Annotated in this window: 18 protein-coding genes and 1 pseudogene; 15 read left to right on the top strand and 4 right to left on the bottom strand. The window is 67.3% G+C overall.

The window, feature by feature from the left end; all coding sequences use genetic code 11:
- Positions 1-80 precede the first annotated feature (80 nt).
- The 11 genes and pseudogenes from GJ698_RS15265 to GJ698_RS15215 all read left to right on the top strand — a co-directional run.
- Positions 81-275, top strand: a pseudogene (locus GJ698_RS15265) (SDR family oxidoreductase); the annotation flags it as partial.
- A gap of 58 nt (positions 276-333) precedes the next feature.
- Entirely contained in the window at positions 334-675 is a 342-nt protein-coding gene (locus GJ698_RS15260) for a putative quinol monooxygenase (protein WP_154358518.1), read from the top strand.
- Positions 672-1,631: an alpha/beta fold hydrolase gene (locus GJ698_RS15255; RefSeq protein ID WP_229260001.1), complete on the top strand. Its 960-nt coding sequence runs from the start codon at positions 672-674 to the stop codon at positions 1,629-1,631. Before GJ698_RS15260 ends, GJ698_RS15255 begins: the two co-directional genes overlap by 4 nt.
- A 106-nt stretch (positions 1,632-1,737) precedes the next feature.
- Complete coding sequence (locus GJ698_RS15250) at positions 1,738-2,325, top strand: flavodoxin family protein (protein WP_154358517.1); 588 nt, start codon at positions 1,738-1,740, stop codon at positions 2,323-2,325.
- A gap of 206 nt (positions 2,326-2,531) precedes the next feature.
- Positions 2,532-4,193, top strand: coding sequence for a cbb3-type cytochrome c oxidase subunit I (locus GJ698_RS15245; RefSeq protein ID WP_154358516.1), 1,662 nt, complete (start codon positions 2,532-2,534; stop codon positions 4,191-4,193).
- Between the two features lies 1 nt (position 4,194).
- Complete coding sequence (locus GJ698_RS15240; protein ID WP_154358515.1) at positions 4,195-4,782, top strand: cbb3-type cytochrome c oxidase subunit II; 588 nt, start codon at positions 4,195-4,197, stop codon at positions 4,780-4,782.
- The gene (locus GJ698_RS15235) at positions 4,779-5,381 is read left to right on the top strand and encodes a c-type cytochrome (protein ID WP_154358514.1); all 603 of its coding nucleotides are present in this window, start codon (positions 4,779-4,781) and stop codon (positions 5,379-5,381) included. The genes GJ698_RS15240 and GJ698_RS15235 overlap by 4 nt, the downstream gene beginning before the upstream one ends.
- Positions 5,353-6,003, top strand: a complete 651-nt coding sequence (locus GJ698_RS15230) for an SCO family protein (protein ID WP_166454878.1) — start codon at positions 5,353-5,355, stop codon at positions 6,001-6,003. Before GJ698_RS15235 ends, GJ698_RS15230 begins: the two co-directional genes overlap by 29 nt.
- On the top strand, positions 6,000-6,560 hold the full coding sequence (locus GJ698_RS15225; protein ID WP_154358512.1) for a hypothetical protein: 561 nt from the start codon (positions 6,000-6,002) through the stop codon (positions 6,558-6,560). Before GJ698_RS15230 ends, GJ698_RS15225 begins: the two co-directional genes overlap by 4 nt.
- 11 nt (positions 6,561-6,571) lie before the next feature.
- Entirely contained in the window at positions 6,572-8,560 is a 1,989-nt protein-coding gene (locus GJ698_RS15220) for an ATP-binding protein (protein ID WP_166454877.1), read from the top strand.
- A 92-nt stretch (positions 8,561-8,652) separates the two neighbouring features.
- Entirely contained in the window at positions 8,653-9,285 is a 633-nt protein-coding gene (locus GJ698_RS15215) for a response regulator (RefSeq protein ID WP_154358510.1), read from the top strand.
- Here the strand turns inward: GJ698_RS15215 and pdxR are convergent.
- Entirely contained in the window at positions 9,260-10,717 is a 1,458-nt protein-coding gene (gene pdxR / locus GJ698_RS15210) for a MocR-like pyridoxine biosynthesis transcription factor PdxR (RefSeq protein WP_154358509.1), read from the bottom strand. The two genes, GJ698_RS15215 and pdxR, sit on opposite strands and share 26 nt — an antisense overlap.
- A 124-nt stretch (positions 10,718-10,841) precedes the next feature.
- Between pdxR and GJ698_RS15205 the strand changes: the two genes are divergently transcribed.
- The gene (locus tag GJ698_RS15205) at positions 10,842-11,282 is read left to right on the top strand and encodes a carboxymuconolactone decarboxylase family protein (RefSeq protein WP_154358508.1); all 441 of its coding nucleotides are present in this window, start codon (positions 10,842-10,844) and stop codon (positions 11,280-11,282) included.
- An 11-nt stretch (positions 11,283-11,293) separates the two neighbouring features.
- On the opposite strand, the gene GJ698_RS15200 is transcribed toward GJ698_RS15205, so the two are convergent.
- The 3 genes from GJ698_RS15200 to GJ698_RS15190 are packed head-to-tail and all read right to left on the bottom strand — an operon-like array spanning position 11,294 to position 15,339.
- Positions 11,294-12,802, bottom strand: a complete 1,509-nt coding sequence (locus tag GJ698_RS15200) for an MFS transporter (protein ID WP_154358507.1) — start codon at positions 12,800-12,802, stop codon at positions 11,294-11,296.
- 1 nt (position 12,803) lies between these two features.
- On the bottom strand, positions 12,804-13,934 hold the full coding sequence (locus GJ698_RS15195; protein WP_154358506.1) for an HlyD family secretion protein: 1,131 nt from the start codon (positions 13,932-13,934) through the stop codon (positions 12,804-12,806).
- Positions 13,921-15,339, bottom strand: a complete 1,419-nt coding sequence (locus tag GJ698_RS15190; RefSeq protein ID WP_229260000.1) for an efflux transporter outer membrane subunit — start codon at positions 15,337-15,339, stop codon at positions 13,921-13,923. Before GJ698_RS15190 ends, GJ698_RS15195 begins: the two co-directional genes overlap by 14 nt.
- A gap of 239 nt (positions 15,340-15,578) precedes the next feature.
- On the opposite strand from GJ698_RS15190, the gene GJ698_RS15185 reads away from it, so the two are divergent.
- From GJ698_RS15185 to GJ698_RS15175, 3 genes are read left to right on the top strand one after another with little or no spacing between them, the layout of a single operon-like run.
- Positions 15,579-16,019 carry a carboxymuconolactone decarboxylase family protein gene (locus tag GJ698_RS15185; protein ID WP_154358504.1) on the top strand — a complete coding sequence of 147 codons (441 nt, stop codon included), beginning with the start codon at positions 15,579-15,581 and terminating at the stop codon, positions 16,017-16,019.
- 9 nt (positions 16,020-16,028) lie between these two features.
- Complete coding sequence (locus GJ698_RS15180; RefSeq protein ID WP_154358502.1) at positions 16,029-16,445, top strand: cupin domain-containing protein; 417 nt, start codon at positions 16,029-16,031, stop codon at positions 16,443-16,445.
- A gap of 11 nt (positions 16,446-16,456) precedes the next feature.
- Positions 16,457-17,383 carry a sensor domain-containing diguanylate cyclase gene (locus GJ698_RS15175; RefSeq protein WP_166454876.1) on the top strand — a complete coding sequence of 309 codons (927 nt, stop codon included), beginning with the start codon at positions 16,457-16,459 and terminating at the stop codon, positions 17,381-17,383.
- Positions 17,384-17,396 lie beyond the last annotated feature (13 nt).

Below are 17,396 nucleotides of genomic sequence, written 5' to 3'. Positions count from 1 at the left end.
GCTGGCGGGCGCGGGCGCCTGCGACGACATGGTCTTCGTGCCGGTCAACCTGCCGGCCGGCCTGTCGCCGTCGGACGATCGTGGCGCCGGGTCCGATCGACACCGACATGAACCCGGCCAATGGCGATTTCGCCGCCGCCTTGCATGGCCTGATGGCGATCCCACGCCACGGCCACGCCGATGAAATCGCCGCCATGGTGGCTTACCTGGCCAGCGCCGAGGCGGCCTTCGTCACCGGCGCCGACCTGCTGATCGACGGCGGCTTCGCCGCGTAATCCACCGTCCCACTGCCAGCCTCCCGCGTTGCGGGGACTGGCGCACAAGGAGTCCACCATGACCGCACAGCATCGCCTGACCTTCATCGTCCACCTGCCGGCCAAGCCGGAACGCTACGCCGAGCTGGAAGCCGGCGTGCGCCAGGTGCTGACCGCCATGTCGCATGAACCCGATTTCCTGGAATGCACGCTGCACCGCTCGCAGAACGATCCCAACACGCTGGTCGTCTACGAAAGCTGGCGCTGCGACCGCGAGTATTTCCTGCAGCACCACCTGCCACGCCACTACCGCGCCGACTTCGAACGCGAACTGCCGGGCCGCCTGGCCGCCGAGCGCCGCATCGAATTCCTCGACGACGTCAGCCCTTTCCTGCAACTGCGCGCCCAAGGTCAATCATGAAAATCCCGACCATGCTGAACCTGGCCGCCGCACTGGCACTGGCCACCACTTCCCTGACGGCAGCGGCGCAAGCCGCGCCTGCCACTGCGGCCGCCGTCAGCGCGCCACAGATCATTGAAGGCAAAACCACCGTCAACGGCGTGCGCTACCACTACCTGCTGCACAAGGACCACGGCCCGGTGGTCGTGTTGCTACACGGCTGGGGCTCGACCTCCTATATGTGGCGCTTCGTGATGCCGAAGCTGAGCGCCGCCGGCTACACCGTGCTGGCGCCCGACCTGCGCGGCTTCGGCGACACCGACAAGCCGCAGGCCGGCTACGACAAGGCCAACGTCGCCCGGGACATCCAGGCGCTGGTGGCGGCACTGCAGCTGGGCGCCAAGGTCAATGTGGTCGGCCACGACATGGGCGGCATGGTGGCCTATGCCTACGCCGCGCAGTTCCGCGACCAGGTACAAACGCTGGCCATCCTCGACGTGCCGCTGCCGGGCATCGCACCGTGGCAGGACATCCTCGGCTCGGACCGCGTGTGGCACTTCAAGTTCTTTGGCAACCGCGACGTCGCCGAGCGCCTGATTGTCGACCGTGAAAAAGCCTTCTTCTCGTGGTTCCACAACTCGGAAGCGGTCAACGCCGGCGCCTTTACCGACGAAGTGGAAAACGTCTATGCCCGCAAATACTCGGCGCCGGGCGCGCTGCGCGGCGGCTTCGAGTACTACCGCGCGTTCCCGCAGGACGCCATCGCCAACCAGGAGTTCGCCAAGGTCAAGCTGACCATTCCGGTGCTGGGCATCGGCGGCGCCGGCAGCTTCGGCCCGATCATCGGCGACCACCTGAAGCACGTGGCCGACAGGGTCCGCGCCGTGCAGATCGAAGGCGCGGGCCACTGGGTCGCCGAAGAGCAGCCGGACGCCACCGCCGACGCCTTGCTGAAGTTTCTCCCGGCCGCGCGCTAAAGCGCAACCCGTCTTCCGGCAGAGGAAGACTCCCCCGTATCTAGCGTAACCAACTCCGCGCCAGCATCCTATGCTGGCGCATCACCAACCACATCTGGAGCAGAAAATGAGCAAAGCAATCGTCGCAGTCGTGTACCACTCGGGTTATGGCCACACCGCGCGCCAGGCCGAGGCCGTCGCCAATGGCGCCTCCCGCATCGAGGGCGTCAGCGCGCGCCTGTATCCCGTCAGCGGCGCCGACGCACCGTGGGCCGAACTGGAGCAGGCTGACGCCATCATCTTCGGTGCGCCAACCTATATGGGCGGCCCGTCGGCGCAATTCAAAGCCTTCCAGGATGCGACGTCGAGCACCGTGTTTGCGGCCGGCGGCACCTGGCGCAACAAGCTGGCGGCCGGCTTCACCAACTCGGCCTCCCGCTCCGGCGACAAGCTGGCCAGCCTGCAGCAGATCGCCATCTTCGCCGCCCAGCACGGCATGCACTGGGTAAGCCTGGGTCTGCCACCTGGCAACAACTCCAGCCAGGGTTCCGAGGAAGACCTGAACCGCCTCGGCTTCTTCCTGGGCGCGGCGGCGCAGTCGAACGCCGACCAGGGCCCGGACGTGGCGCCGCCGCTGGCCGACCTGCGCACGGCGGAACACCTCGGCGCGCGCGTCGCGGAAACCGCCCTGCAATTCGTGCGCGGCCGCGGCTGATTAATCCGGCGGGGCGACCCGTGGGCCAGGCATTCGACAACGTCATCCAGCATGCCACCGATGTCGAGGCCAGCTTCGCGCTCGACTCCGCCACCGGCGCCGGCACCGCCGGCGGGTGCCAATTCGGCGTAATTTCGAGGTGCCAAAATTTATTCCGATAATTAATCAGTAACATGCTTTTGTCCAACTCTTTCCGCTAGCCCATCATGAACACTGTCGCCATTTTGCTGTCGTCCTTCGTGTTATCGATTACCGGGCTGTTCGTGTTCATCTGGTCGCTGCGCAAGCGCTTGTTCGAGCCGACCTCGGCCGCCGCCAACGTGATCTTCTCCAGCGGCGAAATCGGCCAGGGCGAAGATCCCTCGGCCACGCCGGCGCAGCGCGCCGCCCTGGTCCATCCGCGGCGCGCGCCGTTGAGCGCGGCCGAGGACGCGCAATTGCAGGAAGAGCTGGCCGCCCGCGTCGAGGCCGACCGCTCCACCTCGTTGGTCTCCTTTGTGTTCCTGTCGGCCGCGGTGGTGTGGCTGGTCGCCGGCTCGCTGGCCGGCCTGACCAGCTCCATCAAGCTGCACGAGCCGGACTGGGCGGTGCAACAGGCCTGGCTGACCTTCGGCCGCATCCGCACCATCCACCTGAACATCATCGCCTACGGCTGGGCGCCGATGGCGGCGTTCGGCATCGCCAACTGGATGCTGCCGCGCCTGCTGAAGACGCCGCTGATCGGCGCCCGCTATGCCATTCTCGGCTGCATGCTGTGGAACGCCGGCCTGATCGCCGGCGTCGGCTGCATCGCCGCCGGCATCAGCGACGGCATGGAGTGGCTGGAAATTCCGTGGCAGGTGGACATCCTGATTGTGCTGGGCGGCGCGCTGATGGGGCTGCCGCTGGTCTACACGCTGCAGGCGCGCAAGGTCGCGCACCTGTATGTATCGGTCTGGTACATGGGGGCGGCGCTGTTCTGGTTCCCGATCCTGTTCCTGATCGCCAATCTGCCGGCGATGCACTTCGGCGTCGAACAGGCGACCATGAACTGGTGGTTCGGCCACAATGTGCTCGGCCTGTTCTACACGCCGATGGCGCTGGCTTCGGTCTACTACTTCCTGCCGAAGATTATCGGCCGCCCGGTGCAGTCGTACAACCTGTCGCTGCTGGGCTTCTGGACGCTGGCCTTCTTCTACGGCCAGGTCGGCGGCCACCACCTGATCGGCGGCCCGGTGCCGGGCTGGCTGGTGACACTGTCCATCGTCCAAAGCGTGATGATGATCGTGCCGGTGATCTCGTTCTCGGTCAACCAGCACCTGACCTTGCGCGGCTACTTCCAGCGCCTGGTCTACTCGCCGACGCTGCGCTTCATCGTGCTGGGCGGCATGATGTACACCCTGAGCTCGCTGCAAGGCTCGATCGAGGCGATCCGCGCGGTCAACACGGTGGCCCACTTCACCCACTTCACGGTGGCGCACGCCCACCTCGGCCTGTACGGCTTCTTCACCATGGTGATGTTTGGCGCCGTCTACTTCGTCATGCCGCGCGTGATGTCGTGGGAATGGCCGTATCCATGGCTGATCGCCGCGCACTTCTGGCTGGTCGTCATCGGCTTCTCGATCTATTTCATCGGCCTGAGCATCGGCGGCTGGCTGCAGGGCCTGGCGATGCTTGACGCCGCCAGGCCGTTCATGGACTCGGTCAACGTCACGATACCCTATCTGAAGAGCCGCTCGGTTGGCGGCGCCATCATGACGCTGGGCCACCTGGTCTTTGCCGGCCACTTTGTGGCGATGGTCTTGCGCTACGGCCCGGCGCGCACCGGCGCGGCGCTGCTGCACACCACGACGGCAGCGGCCGCCCCAACCACGCTGGCAGGAGCCTGACATGCATGACGAACTCAAACTGCTGGGCGGCGCGATGGTGACCCTCGCGCTGGCCACCTCGGCGCTGGTGGTGGTGCCCTTCATGCAACTGAAGGCGGTCGAGCCGCCCGCCGGCCTGAAGCCCTACACCTCGGCCCAGCTGCGCGGACGCGAGGTCTACATCAAGAACGGCTGCATCTACTGCCACTCGCAACAGCCGCGCGACCGCGCACAGGCGCCGGACGACAAGCGCGGCTGGGGCCGGGCCTCGGTCGCCGGCGACTACCACTACGACAAGCCGCACCTGCTGGGCACCATGCGCACCGGGCCGGACCTGTTCAACATCGGCGCCCGCCAGCCGAGCCAGGACTGGCACCTGGGCCACCTGTACCAGCCGCGCGCCTATTCGCCGGGCTCGGTCATGCCGTCCTATCCCTTCCTGTTCGAGATCAAGGACAAGGCCGATCCGGGCGACCGCGTGGTCTCGGTGCCGCCGGCCTACAGCCCATACGGCAAAGTGGTGGTGGCCTCCCAGGAAGCCATCGACCTGGTCACCTATCTGCAAGGACTGGACCATACCTATCCGGTCATCGAAGGGAAAGCAAAATGATCGCACCAGAAAGCGACAGCACGCGCCAGCGTGAACATCCGGACCCGCACGAACGCAACCGTCCGGTGCCGACGCTGGTCATCCTGGCGGTGACGGCGGTGGTGGTCTGGGCCATCTGCTACATCTTCTTCACGCAGCGGGACGATGCGCCGGAATTCGGCGACCGCCGCACCATGGCCACGCTGGAAGGCAAGGCGGCCGCCAGCGGCGGCAGCGCCGCCATCGACGGCGCGCAGCTGTACACCGCCAACTGCGTGGCCTGCCATCAGGCGAGCGGCCTCGGACTGCCTGGCGCCTTCCCGCCGCTGGCCGGCTCGGAATGGGTGCTGGCGGCCGACAAGGTGCCGGTGAATATTCTGCTGCACGGCATCAGCGGCAAGCTGACCGTCAAGGACAGCGCCTACAACGGCCAGATGCCGCCGTTCAAGGACAAGCTGAGCGATGCTGAAATCGCGGCGGTGCTCAGCCATGTCCGCAGCAGTTTCGGCAACAGCGCCGGCAAGATTTCCGCCGACACCGTCAAGGCCGAGCGCGATGCGGGCAAGGATCGCAAGGATGCCTGGAACGGCGATGACGATCTCAAGCAGCTCAAACCATAGCCCGCTGGCGCCGACGCTGGCCGCCCTGCTGCTGGTCTGCGCGGCCGGCGGCGCGGCGCTGTATCTGGGCACGATGGGGTTCGCGGTGGTGTCGACCGAAGACGCGCGCCGGCTGGCGGTATTGCGCCAGCCGCTGGCAACGGCAAACGTCGCGATTCACGCGCCGCAGGCCGAGCGGCTGGCGGCCATGCTGCGTGACGACGGCCGTGTGACCATCGTCAGCTTCGTCTACAGCAGTTGCAATACGGTGTGCTCGGTCCTCGGCAGCGAGTACCAGCAGCTTCAGGAGCAGATCCGCCGGCGCGGACTGGCCCATCAGATCCGCCTGCTCAGCATCAGCTTCGACCCGCGCGACACGCCGGACCTGCTGACCGCCTATGCCCGGCGGCAGCAGGCCGATCCCGCCGTGTGGCGCATGGCCGGCATCGATCAGGATGCCGAGCGCCAGGCCTTGCTGGACGCCTTCGGCGTGGTGGTCCTGAAGTCGCCGGACGGCGAATTTGAGCACAATGCGGCGTTCCACCTGATCGACCGCCAGGGCCAGCTGGTGCGCATCATGGACTTCGACGACCCGGCCGCGGCGCTGAATCAGGCCATCCTGCTGGCGGGCGGCAAGCCATGAAGGACTGGCGCACACTCTGCATCGTCAGCTTTTCCGCCGCGCTGCTGGGCCACCACTGGCTGGAGGGCAGCATGCTGCGGCACATGCTGGTCCAGCTGCCGCTGCTGGTCCTGTCCGGCGTGCTGTACGCGGTGGGCGTCGGCGGCCAGTTCAGGGCGGTCGGCCGCTGGTATGCAAACATCGACCAATACGGCGTCACCGGCCTCACCGCCGGCCTGCTGGTCAGCGCGTACTGGATGATTCCCCGCATGCTGGAAAAGAGCCTGACCGATCCGCTGACCGAAGCGGCGAAGTTTGTCTCACTGGTGATGCTGGGCATGGCGCTGCCGGCGTCGCTGCGGCGCGCCAGCTGGATTACGCAACTGTTCTATCTTGGCAATTTCAGCTGGATGACGGCCATCGTCGGCATCCAATATCAAACCCTGCCCCAGCGCCTGTGCAACGCCTATGTGCTGGACGACCAGGTCGACACCGGCATGGCCATCGTCGGCGCCGCCGTGCTGGTGGCCGTGCTCTGGTGCTGGCGGCTGGCGCCGGCCATCCTGCGCCGCGAATGAGGGACCGGTCCATGCACCGCAATGACACACCGGCGTCGCTGGCCCAGGACCAGCAACGGCTTGCCGTCATGCTCGACTCCGTGTCGGACGCCATCATCACCATCGATGACCAGGGCATCATCGAATACGCCAACCGGGGCGCGCAGGAACTGTTCGGCTACCCGTCGCAGGAATTGCTGGGCGTCAACGTGGCGATGCTGATGCCGGCGCCCGACAGCGCACGCCACGACCACTACATCCGCGCCTACCTGAAGACCGGCCAGTCGCGCGTCATGCACCACCGCCGCAGCGTGAACGGCCTGCGCAAGGACGGCACGGTGATTCCGCTCGACCTGACGCTGGGCCAGGTCATGGAAAACGGCCAGCAGAAATTCACCGGCGTGATGCGCGACGTCACCGAACAGCGCCGCCTGCAAGCGCTGGCGGCGGACGCCGAACGCCGGCTGCAGGAAGCAAAGGACCGCGCCGACGAGGCCAACCAGGCGAAAAGCACCTTCCTGGCCACCATGAGCCATGAAATCCGCACGCCGATGAACGGCGTGCTGGGCGCGCTCGACCTGCTGGCGCTGGACCATCTGAGCGGCGCACAGCGCGACACGGTCGGCATGGCAACGCAATCGGCGCGGGAACTGCTGCGCATTCTCGATGACATCCTGGATTTCTCGAAGATCGAGGCGGGCCGCATGGAGCTGCGGCAGGAGCGCACCTCGGTGCGCAGCGACGTCATCGACAAGGTCATCGCCACCCACGCCTCGACCTCGGCCGCCAAGGGCCTGCAGCTGGCGACGCGCATCGACGCCGCGCTGGCGCCCACGCTGTGCGTCGATCCGCTGCGCCTGCGCCAGATCCTGCACAACTTCGTCAGCAATGCGGTCAAGTTCACCCACCAGGGCGGCGTCGAACTGTCCCTGCAGGTGCTGGCGACGACCACCAGCGCCCAGACCCTGCGCTTTGCGGTGCGCGACACCGGCATCGGCATCTCGGCGGCGGACCAGGCGCGCCTGTTTCATCCCTTTGTCCAAGCCGAAGGCGACACCACCCGGCGCTACGGCGGCAGCGGCCTGGGCCTGGCGATCTGCATGGGGCTGGCCGCCAGCATGGGCGGCGCCATCACCATGCACAGCGCGCCCGGCGTGGGCACCACGATGCTGCTGGAGCTGACGCTGCCGATCAGCGCCCGGCCCGGCGACAGCCGGCTGGCCGGCGCGGCGATGCCGCCGCCGCGCGTCCGCCCGGCGCCCGGCGTCGACCAGGCGGTGCGGGAACACAGCCTGGTGCTGGTGGTCGACGACCACGCCACCAACCGCACAATCTTGCTGCGTCAGCTCGATGCGCTGGGCTACGCCGCCGAAAGCGCCAGCAACGGCCTGGAGGCGCTGGCACTGCTGGCGAGCGGACGTCACGCCCTGCTGATCAGCGACTGCCAGATGCCGGAAATGGACGGCTACACGCTGGCCCGCACCATCCGCCGCCAGGAAGCCGAGCACCAGCGCCCCGCCCTGCCCATCATCGCCTTTACCGCCAACGCGTTTGCCGGCGACGCCGAGCGCGCGCTGCAGGCCGGCATGAACGACTACCTGGCCAAGCCCACCACCATGGCCGCCCTGCACGCGGTGCTGAAGCGCTACCTGCCGATCGGCAACAGCGCCGCGTCGCTGGATGAGGCCCACCTGGCGCAGCTTAGCGGCGGCGACACGGCGCTGCGCGCGGCGATACTCGACGAGTTCCGCGCCGCCTGTGAAGTCGATGCGCTGGCCCTGGCCGCCGCCGGCAAGCACGCGGACCTGGACGGCATGGTGCACGTGGCACACCGCATCCGGGGCGCCGCCCGCGCGGTCGGCGCGGTGTCGCTGGCCGAGGCCGGCGCGCAGCTGGAACAGCAGGCGCGCGCGCAACGCGACGGGCAGCCGGTCAGCGCCAATGGTCTGTCGGCGACCGCCGCCGCGCTGCTGCGCCTGCATACCGAACTGGCGGCCTGGCGCCGCGTTCCGCCGCCGTGAAAATTGGCGCCAAAAGCTGACATTCTTTCTTTCCAGATTGTCACCATGTGCTATCATGACCAGCGTTTCACCCGCGCTTGAGAGCCATAGTCATGAGCCTAAACCCCGCCCCGATTCGCATCCTCATCGCCGACGATCACGCCTTGTTTCGCAATGGAATAGCTGCCCTGCTGGCGCAGCAAGCCAATATGAAACTGGTGGCGGAGGCATCGGACGGCAGGAGTGCAATCCAGCTGTACCGCGAATACCAGCCCAACATCACGCTGATGGACCTGCAGATGAACGGCATGGACGGTATCGCCAGCATCGAAGCCATCCGCGATTTCGATCCCGGCGCGCGCATCATCGCGCTCACCACCTACCGCAGCGAAGTACTGGTCCAGCGCGCCATCCGTGCCGGCGTGTGCAGCTATCTGCTGAAAAGCATGCTGATCAGCGACCTCATCACGACCATCGATTGCGTGCACCGCGGCCAGCGCTACATGCCGTCGGAAGTGGCGCAGATGCTGTCGTTCAGCATTGCCAACGAGCAGCTGACGCGGCGCGAAATCGACGTGCTGTCGCTGGCGGCCAAGGGCAACTCCAACAAGATGATTGCCAAGCAATTGGGCATCGGCGAGGACACCGTCAAAAGCTATATGAGCACGCTGTTCGGCAAGCTGGGCGCCAACGACCGCACCCATGCCGTGGCGCTGGCGCTCAGGGATGGCCTGATTTCGAACTAGGATCGACCTGCTGCAGGACGTCGCGCACGATCGTCAGCGCCGGTGCGATATCCAGCGTGTCGATCGAGCCGAAGCCAAAGAACAAGCCCGCCCGCGGCTTGACCTCGGCATAGAAACCATCGAGCGTATACAGGCCGACGCCGGCCCTGCGCGCCAGGCGCAGCAGCACCGGCAGGTCGGTCTGGCGGCGCGCGAACGCCGCCATGTGGAATCCCGCGCTGGACGGCACCGGCTCCAGCCACGGCGCCAGCATGGTGGACAAGCCCAGCAGCAGCTCGTCGCGCCGGCTGGTGTAGATCGCATGGCCGCGCCGGATATGGCGGGCCAGGCAGCCTTCATCGATGAATTTGGCCAGCGCCAGCTGGGTCATGCTGGCGGTGTGCCAGTCGGTCAGGTGCTTGGCGATCATGAACGGCTGCAGCAGCGCCTCCGGCAGCACCACGTAGCCGATCCGCAGTTCCGGCAGCATCACCTTGGACAAGGAGCCCATGAACACCACGATGCCGTGGCGGTCCAGGCTTTGCAGCGATTCCGCCGGCCGGCCTTCGTAGCGGAACTCGCTATCGTAATCGTCTTCAATGATGATGGCGCCGATTTCCAGCGCCCGTGCCAGCAGCGCGGCCTTGCGCGCCGGGCTCATCTGCATGCCCAGCGGGAACTGGTGGGCCGGCGTCACGTAGATCAGGCGCGCGTTGTCGGGAATCTGCTCCGGCACCATGCCCTCGCGGTCCACCGGCACCGATGCGATGCGGGCGCCGTGGCTCTTGAACAGGGCGCGCGCGATCGGATAGCCGGGGTCTTCCACGGCGGCCACATCGCCCGGCTCCAGCAGTATCCGCCCCAGCAGGTCGAGCGACTGCTGGGCGCCGTTGGTGACGACGACATGGCCCGGCTCGCAAACCAGGCCGCGCGCATAGGCCGCGTGGCGCGCGATGGCTTCGCGCAGCGCCGGTTCGCCGCCGGTGCTGGCATAGCGGCCGCGCCGCAGGCCGTCCTGGCGCAGGCCGTACAGGATGCAGCGGCGCCATTCATCCTGGGGAAAGTGCGCCGGCGCCGGCGTGCCGCCCGAGAACTCGTACTGGGAGCGGGCCAGCGCCAGCTTCTGCCGGAACGGCGTATCGAAGTCCAGCCATTTTTTCAGGGTCGCACCGGAGGCCAGATCGGCGCTTTGCAGCGGGCGGCTGGCCGAGGTGCCGGGCGCGCCGACAAAGGTGCCGCGGCCGGTATGGGCCTGCAGCAGGCCGTCGCTGGTCAGGCGGCTGTAGGCCATTGCCACGGGTTTGCGGGAAATTCCCAGTTGCTGGGCGAGCAGCCGGGACGGAGGCAGCTGCTGGCCCTGCGCCAGCCGGCCCGAACTGACAGCGGCATGCAGCTGGCTGTAGAGCTGTTCGGCCAGATCCTTGTCGCCCTCTATATGCAAATGCAATTCCATCGTCGCTCCCCCTCCCCCTGTTCGGACACCGGCACGGCCCGCGCTTTTTAATCTAATTGGCTACCCGCGCCTGGGCCTGACACTCCTACAATATAACGGCTCCTCTATTGTAAGGAAAGCTATTATGAAACCACGCATCGACTATCAGCAGGCCTCGCCGGAAGCGATGCAGGCGCTGATCGCATTTGAACTGGCGGTGCTGCGCCGCGACCTCGATCCCCGCCTGCTGCAGCTGGTCAAGCTGCGCGCCTCGCAGATCAACGGCTGCGCCTACTGCATCGACATCGAGCTGGCCGAGGCCAGGCGCGCGGGCGAGAGCCAGGCCCGCATCGACCTGCTCAGCGTATGGCGCGACTGCCCGCTGTTCGAACCGCGGGAGTGCGCCGTGCTGGCCTGGACCGAGGCGCTGACGCGGATGGACGACCGCGCCGCCATCGCCGGCGCCGAGGCCGACATGCGCGTCTTTTTCGACGAGCCCGCGATTGCCGACTGGCGGCTGGCGATCGCCTCGATCAATTGCTGGAACCGGATGGGCGTGGGCTTCCGCAAGCCGCTTTCGCAGTAAGCGGCGGCGGCTCATTTCAGCACCCGCTGCAAGGTCATCACACCGATGCCGAGCAGCGAAAAAACGACCAGAAATCCGAAGTAATCCAGGCTGGCCAGCAGGATCGCCTGTTGATTGAGCTGCTGGGCAAGCTGTCCCACGGCGACCTGGGCCGGCTGGGTCTGCGCCAGGCGGGCTACGGCCTCGTTGAAGGCGGCGTCGCCATTGCCGAAGCGCGCCACCAGCGCCGTGTAGTGCTCGCCGTTGCGCCACTGCAGGCTGAGCGCGGCCACCGCCACGCCGGCCGCCACGCCGAACTGCGACATCATGTTCTTCAGCTGCTGGCCATGGTTGAAGCCCTGCGCGTCCTGCTGCAGGCCCGCGAACGCCTGCAGGGCGGTGGTCGCCATCACCAGGATGATGAAGGCGCCATAGCCGGCCACCGCCGGAAACACATCGCGCCATAGATCGGCATCGCCGTTCAGGCGGAACAGCAGCACGCCGCACGCCGCCAGGAACACAAAGCCCGCCGTATAAAACTTCTTGGGCGCCGGATAGGCCGGCAGGATGGCCGCCATGACCCAGAACGCCGCCAGCGCCGACAACAGTCCGCCGGCCTGCACCGTGCCGGCCACCTGCCAGGAGTTGCCCAGCGCCCGCTGCGTCAGCACTGGCAGCATATAGTTGTTCGCTCCCAGCACCATATAGCACACCGTGAACAGGGCCAGTCCGGCCAGATAGCGCGGCTGCCACAAACGGGACAGCGCCAGCAGCGGCAGCCGCTGCGCAGCGAGCTGCCGCACCACCAGCCACAGCAGGGCGACGCCGGCGCCGGCGCACACCGCCAGCGGCGCCGGATCGTCAAAGAAGTCGTAGGTGGCGCGCTGGAACGCGTACAGCACCAGGAAGCATCCGGCCACCAGGGCCGCCATCGCCGGCAGATGCTGCGCAGAACGCTGCGCGGCCGGCGCCGGCTGGTTCGGCAGGCACCAGATGGCCAGTATCGCCGCGCAGCCGGCCAGCAGTCCCGGCACGATGAAGATCACGCTCCAGCGGTCTGCCGTGACCGCCTCCCCGGCCAGCCACGGCGCCAGCGCGTTGCCGATCGCCAACGCGCTGGCAAACACCTTGATGCCCAGGAAGCGGCGTGGCGTCGGCGGCATGTGCGTGATCATCAGGCGCGCCGAGGTCATGAACGGCGCGCCGCCCAACGCCATCACCAGCCGTCCCAGCAGGAACTGGCCCAGGCTGCTGCTGCCTGCGCAGATCGCCGTGCCCACCACGAACACCGCCACCGACGCCTGGACGTAGCGGCGCCAGCCCAGGCGTTCGATCAGCCAACCCATTTGCGCAATCGCGGCGATCGCCACCACCGCGTACAGGATGGTGACGACGGTGAACTCCTCCGGCGAGGCGCCGATCTGCCCCATGATGGGCGCGGCGCCGAATGCCATCATGCCGGCCTGCAGGAACTCCACGCCATTCAGCAGGAAGACCGTCGCCAGCAGGGTTTTCTCGCGCGGGTGCCGTGGGCTGTCCATGTCAGTTGGCCCGGGTTGTGCCGCCGAGGCTGGCGGAGATCACGCGCGCGACCAGTTGATCGGCCTGCGCCAGTTCGGCGGCAAACACCGCGGTCTGTTCGGGCTGGCGTGTGCTGGCGGTATCCATCACCCGCTTGCCGTCGCGCGCGCTGGTGTCGACCTGGACATGCATGGACAGACCGACCTTGAGCGGATTGGCCGCCAGCTCGGCCGCGTCCAGCGCGATCCTGACCGGGACGCGCTGCACCACCTTGATCCAGTTGCCGGTGGCGTTCTGCGCCGGCAATAGCGCAAACGCGCTGCCGGTGCCGGCATCGGTGCCGATGACATGGCCGTGGTAATGCACCGCCTTGCCGTACACATCCGCGCTCAAGCTCACCGGCTGGCCGATGCGGATTGCTCCCAGCTGCGACTCCTTGAAGTTGGCGTTGACCCAGACCTGCTCCAGCGGCACGATGGACATCAGCGCAGTGCCGGCGTTGACCCGCTGCCCCAGCTGCACGTTGCGTTTCGTGACAATGCCGCTGACCGGCGCCCGCAGGACGGTGCGGGCCGACGCCACATAGGCATCGCGCAGCTGCGACACCGCCGCCAGCACGTCCGGGTGGCTTGCCACGCTGGTGTGATCGGTCAGGGCACTGGCGCTCAAGGCCTGTTGCTCGGCCACTTGCAGCGCGGCGCGCGCGCTGCGCACGGCGTCCTCGGCATGGCTGATGTCCTCGCCCGACACCGCCCCGCTGGACGCCAGCTGGCTGCGCCGTCGCAGGTCGGCCTGCGCGCGCGCCAGGTCGGCGCTGCGCAGCACGATGTTGGCGCGTCCCTGGCTGGCGTTGGCGAACTGCGCACGGACCGCGCGGACCGCCCTGGACAACTGGGCTTCCGCGCGCGCCAGCGCCAGCTCGGCGTCGACCGGATTGAGTTGCACCAGCACCTGGCCGGCGCTCACGTATTCCGTGTTGTCGGCGCCGATCGCGGTGACGCTGCCGTTCTGCTGCGGCGTCACCTGGACCACGTTGCCATCGACATAGGCGTCCTCGGTCACCTGGCCGGCGCCTGGCGCCAGCAGCCACCAGGCGGCGCCCGCCAGGACCAGCAGCAGCACGCCGCCGACGATATTTTTAGACGCCCACATAGCCGCCTCCCAGCGCCCGCACCAGCTGCATGTCCAGGTCGTAGGCGCGGATATCCAGCTCGATCTGCGCGCGGCGTTGCGCCTGCACCTGCAACTCGGCCGCCAGCACCTGCAGATAATTGCCAAGGCCGGAGCGGTAGCGTTGGATGCTGAGATTGCAGGCGTCCTGGGCGGTAGCCGTGGCCTGCGCCTGCAGCGCGCTGCGCTGTTGCAGCCAGCGGATCGAAATCAGCTGGCTGGCGACATCGCGCAATGCCTCCACCAGCGACTGGTTATAGCCCTCGACCGCCAGGTCGTAGTCGGCGTCGCGCAGCTTGAGGTTGCTGCGCAACCGGTCGCCGTCAAAGATCGGCAGGCTGAATGCGCCGCCGGCGCCGGCGATCCGGCTGCCGCCTTCCAGGAAGTGCTCGAAGCCCAGGCTCTGCAGGCCCACCAACGCGTTCAGGTTGAGGCTGGGATAGAACTGCGCCTCGGCAACCGCGATGTCGCGCCGCAGCGCCTCCACCCGCCAGCGCTGGGCGACAAGATCGGGACGCCGCGCGATCAGCTCGCTGGGCAGGCCGGACGGCACGGCGGCCGGGCTGATCTTTGCCAGCTGCGGCCTGGCGATGGCGGCGCCACGATCGGGTCCGGCTCCCAGCAGCGCCGCCAGTTGCGACTGCACCAGCTGTATCGCCTCGTTGGCCGCCACGATCTCGCCCTGCGCCTGCGGCACGCCGATTTCAGCCTGCTTCAGTTCCGCAGCGGAGTCCAGCCTGGCCGCCACCCGTTGCCTGGTCAGCGCCAGCACCTGCTGGCGCTGTTGCAGAATATCCGTGGCCAGGTCGCGTTGCGCATGCAGTTGCGCCAGGCGGAGATAGGACTGCGTCACGCCCACCATCAGCACCAGCCGCGCCGCCTCCGCCTCCACCTCGGCGGCCCGCTGGCGCCCCAGCGCGGCCGCGACGGCGGCCTGGTTCTTGCCCCAGAAATCCAGCTCGTACGAGAAATTCAGCGTGGCTTCGTTGTACCACGTCCAGCTGCCGGCCAGGGGCGGCGGCACCGTGCTTTTGTCGCTGAATTTTTGCCGGTTGCTGCGCGCGCCGCCGTTGACCTGCGGCGCCAGCGCCGACGCGGCCAGTCCGCTGACGGCTTGCGCCTGGCGGACGCGCGCCGCCGCGATGCGCATGGAGGGATGGCCCGCCAGCGCCTCGGCTGCCAGCTGATCGAGCTGGACGTCGCCATAGCGGCGCCACCAGTCGCGCGCCGGCCACGCCGCCGGCGCCGCAGCAGCGGCCACGGTGGCCCCGGCCGCAAGCGCATCCGGGTTCTGCAAGCTTGCCAGGGGCCGCAACGCATCGTGGCTGGCGCAGCCAGCCATCAGCGACAGCCAGGTCGCCAGTAGCGCGGGGGTCGATTTATGCAAAACCATCTCCAGGTGAAGGCTGAAATTGACGGCCATCATGACAGATTCAGGCCCTTAAATATTTGCCACCAAAGACTGAGATCGCATCCCCCGGTTTCGGTCTACCCGGGACCGGGCAGGCGCGCCATACTGCCTTCCGCGTTCGAACTTGGCCCGCGCAAAAAGCCGGGGATTGTCACCCATAAATGCGGTGCCAAAGCGCAAAATACCGACATCACCAACCACTTTGGAGTTCGAAAATGAGCACTCGCATCGATTTCTACGGCGCCTCCCCAGAAGCCCTCGCCGCCATGATCGCCCTGGAAAAAGCCGGCGGCAAACTGGGCATCGACGCCCGTCTGCTGGACCTGATCAAGCTGCGCGCTTCGCAAATCAACGGTTGCGCGTTCTGCATCGACCTGCACACCACCGATGCCCGCAAGGCCGGCGAAAGCGAACGCCGTCTCGCCACCCTGTCGGCATGGCGCGAAACGCCGTTCTTCACCGAGCGCGAGCGCGCTGCGCTGGCCTGGACCGAAAGCCTGACCAACATCGCCGCCACCCATGCGCCCGACGCCGACTACGAACTGCTGGCCGCCCACTACAGTCCGAAGGAAATGTCGGACCTGACGCTGGCGATTGTCACCATCAACGCGTGGAACCGTTACGCCATCGGCTTCCGCAAAATGCCACCAGCCTAAGGAGCGGACATGAAAGCCTGGTTCGCAGCGACGCTGCTGGCGGCCGCCGCCGCCCCGGCCCAAGCCCACGGGCCGGCCGGTCATGAGGAAGTGATCAAGGTGCTGCAGGCGCAGCCGATTCCGGCCGCCGATGGTCAACATGCGGCATTGCTGACGGTGCATTACGGACCGGGGCAGAAGTCCGCCGCCCATACCCATCCGGGCCTGGTCTACGCCTACGTGCTGGAAGGCGAAGTCGAATCCCAGCTGGCTGGCGAGGCGCCGGTGATTTACCGCAAGGGCCAGTCCTGGTACGAAGCGCCGGGCGCGCGCCACCTGGTGTCGCACAATGCCAGCAAGACCAGGCCGGCAACGCTGCTGGTGGTCATGGTCAAGCAGGCCAACGCCGAACCCGTGCTGCCGCTGCCGGAAGACAAGCCGCAGTAGCGCTCATGCCCATGAGCTCGCTGCCATTTCAGCTGCCCATGCGCCTGCTTGGGGATGCGCTGGATGGCGCCGTCATCATCGACCAGCACTCGTGCATCCGCTACGTCAACCGCTCGATGGAAGAATTGACCGGTTATACGGGCGATGAGCTGCGTGCGCGCTCGCTGGACATCCTGGTGCCGCCGGACGGCGGCCCTGCGCATTCATCCAAGGTGACGCAGTTCATTGTCAGCGGGCGCGAATCGACCGTGCTGGGCCACGTCCGCCAGCTGGACATCCTGCACCGCACGGGCGGGCGCGTGGCGGTGGAAATGAAGGCGGTGGACCTGGGCACCTTCAATGGCGAACCATATTTCGGCGCCTTCTTCGCCGACATCCGCCAGCGCAAGCAGATTGAAGCGCGCAACGCCGAACTGATGGCCATGCTGGCGGAGCAGGCGCTGTCCGACGAGCTGACCAAACTGCCCAACCGGCGCGCGTTCGAAAAAGAAGCAGCCGCCGCCGCGCAACGCGCGGCCCGCAGCGCGGCGCCCATCACGGTGGGCATCGCCGACGTCGACCACTTCAAATCAATCAACGACAACTACGGCCACGCCGTCGGCGACGACGTGCTGCGCGCCGTCGCCCGCGCCATCACCGCCGTCGCGCGCGACACCGACATCATTGCGCGGCTTGGCGGCGAGGAATTCGGCATGCTCTTTCCGCACACTCCGGTCAGCCAGGCCAGCCATATCGCCGAACGCATCCGCAGCGCGGTCGCCGCGCTGCGCTGCGACGTCGCCGGCGTCGGCCAGATCCAGGTCACCATCAGCATCGGCCTGGCCCGGCTGCCGGAGCACGCCGACCTCGACGCCGCCTTGCACGCGGCCGATGTGGCCCTGTATGCCGCCAAAGGGAACGGTCGCAACCGGGTTGAAACCAGCCGCGACGCCAGCTGACAAACCGCTGCGG

It is taken from the genome of Duganella aquatilis, assembly GCF_009674565.1.
Classification (GTDB): Bacteria; Pseudomonadota; Gammaproteobacteria; order Burkholderiales; family Burkholderiaceae_D; genus Rugamonas; species Rugamonas aquatilis.
The sequence above is the reverse complement of the archived record's forward strand: the minus strand, read 5'-3'. Positions and strand labels throughout refer to the sequence as shown.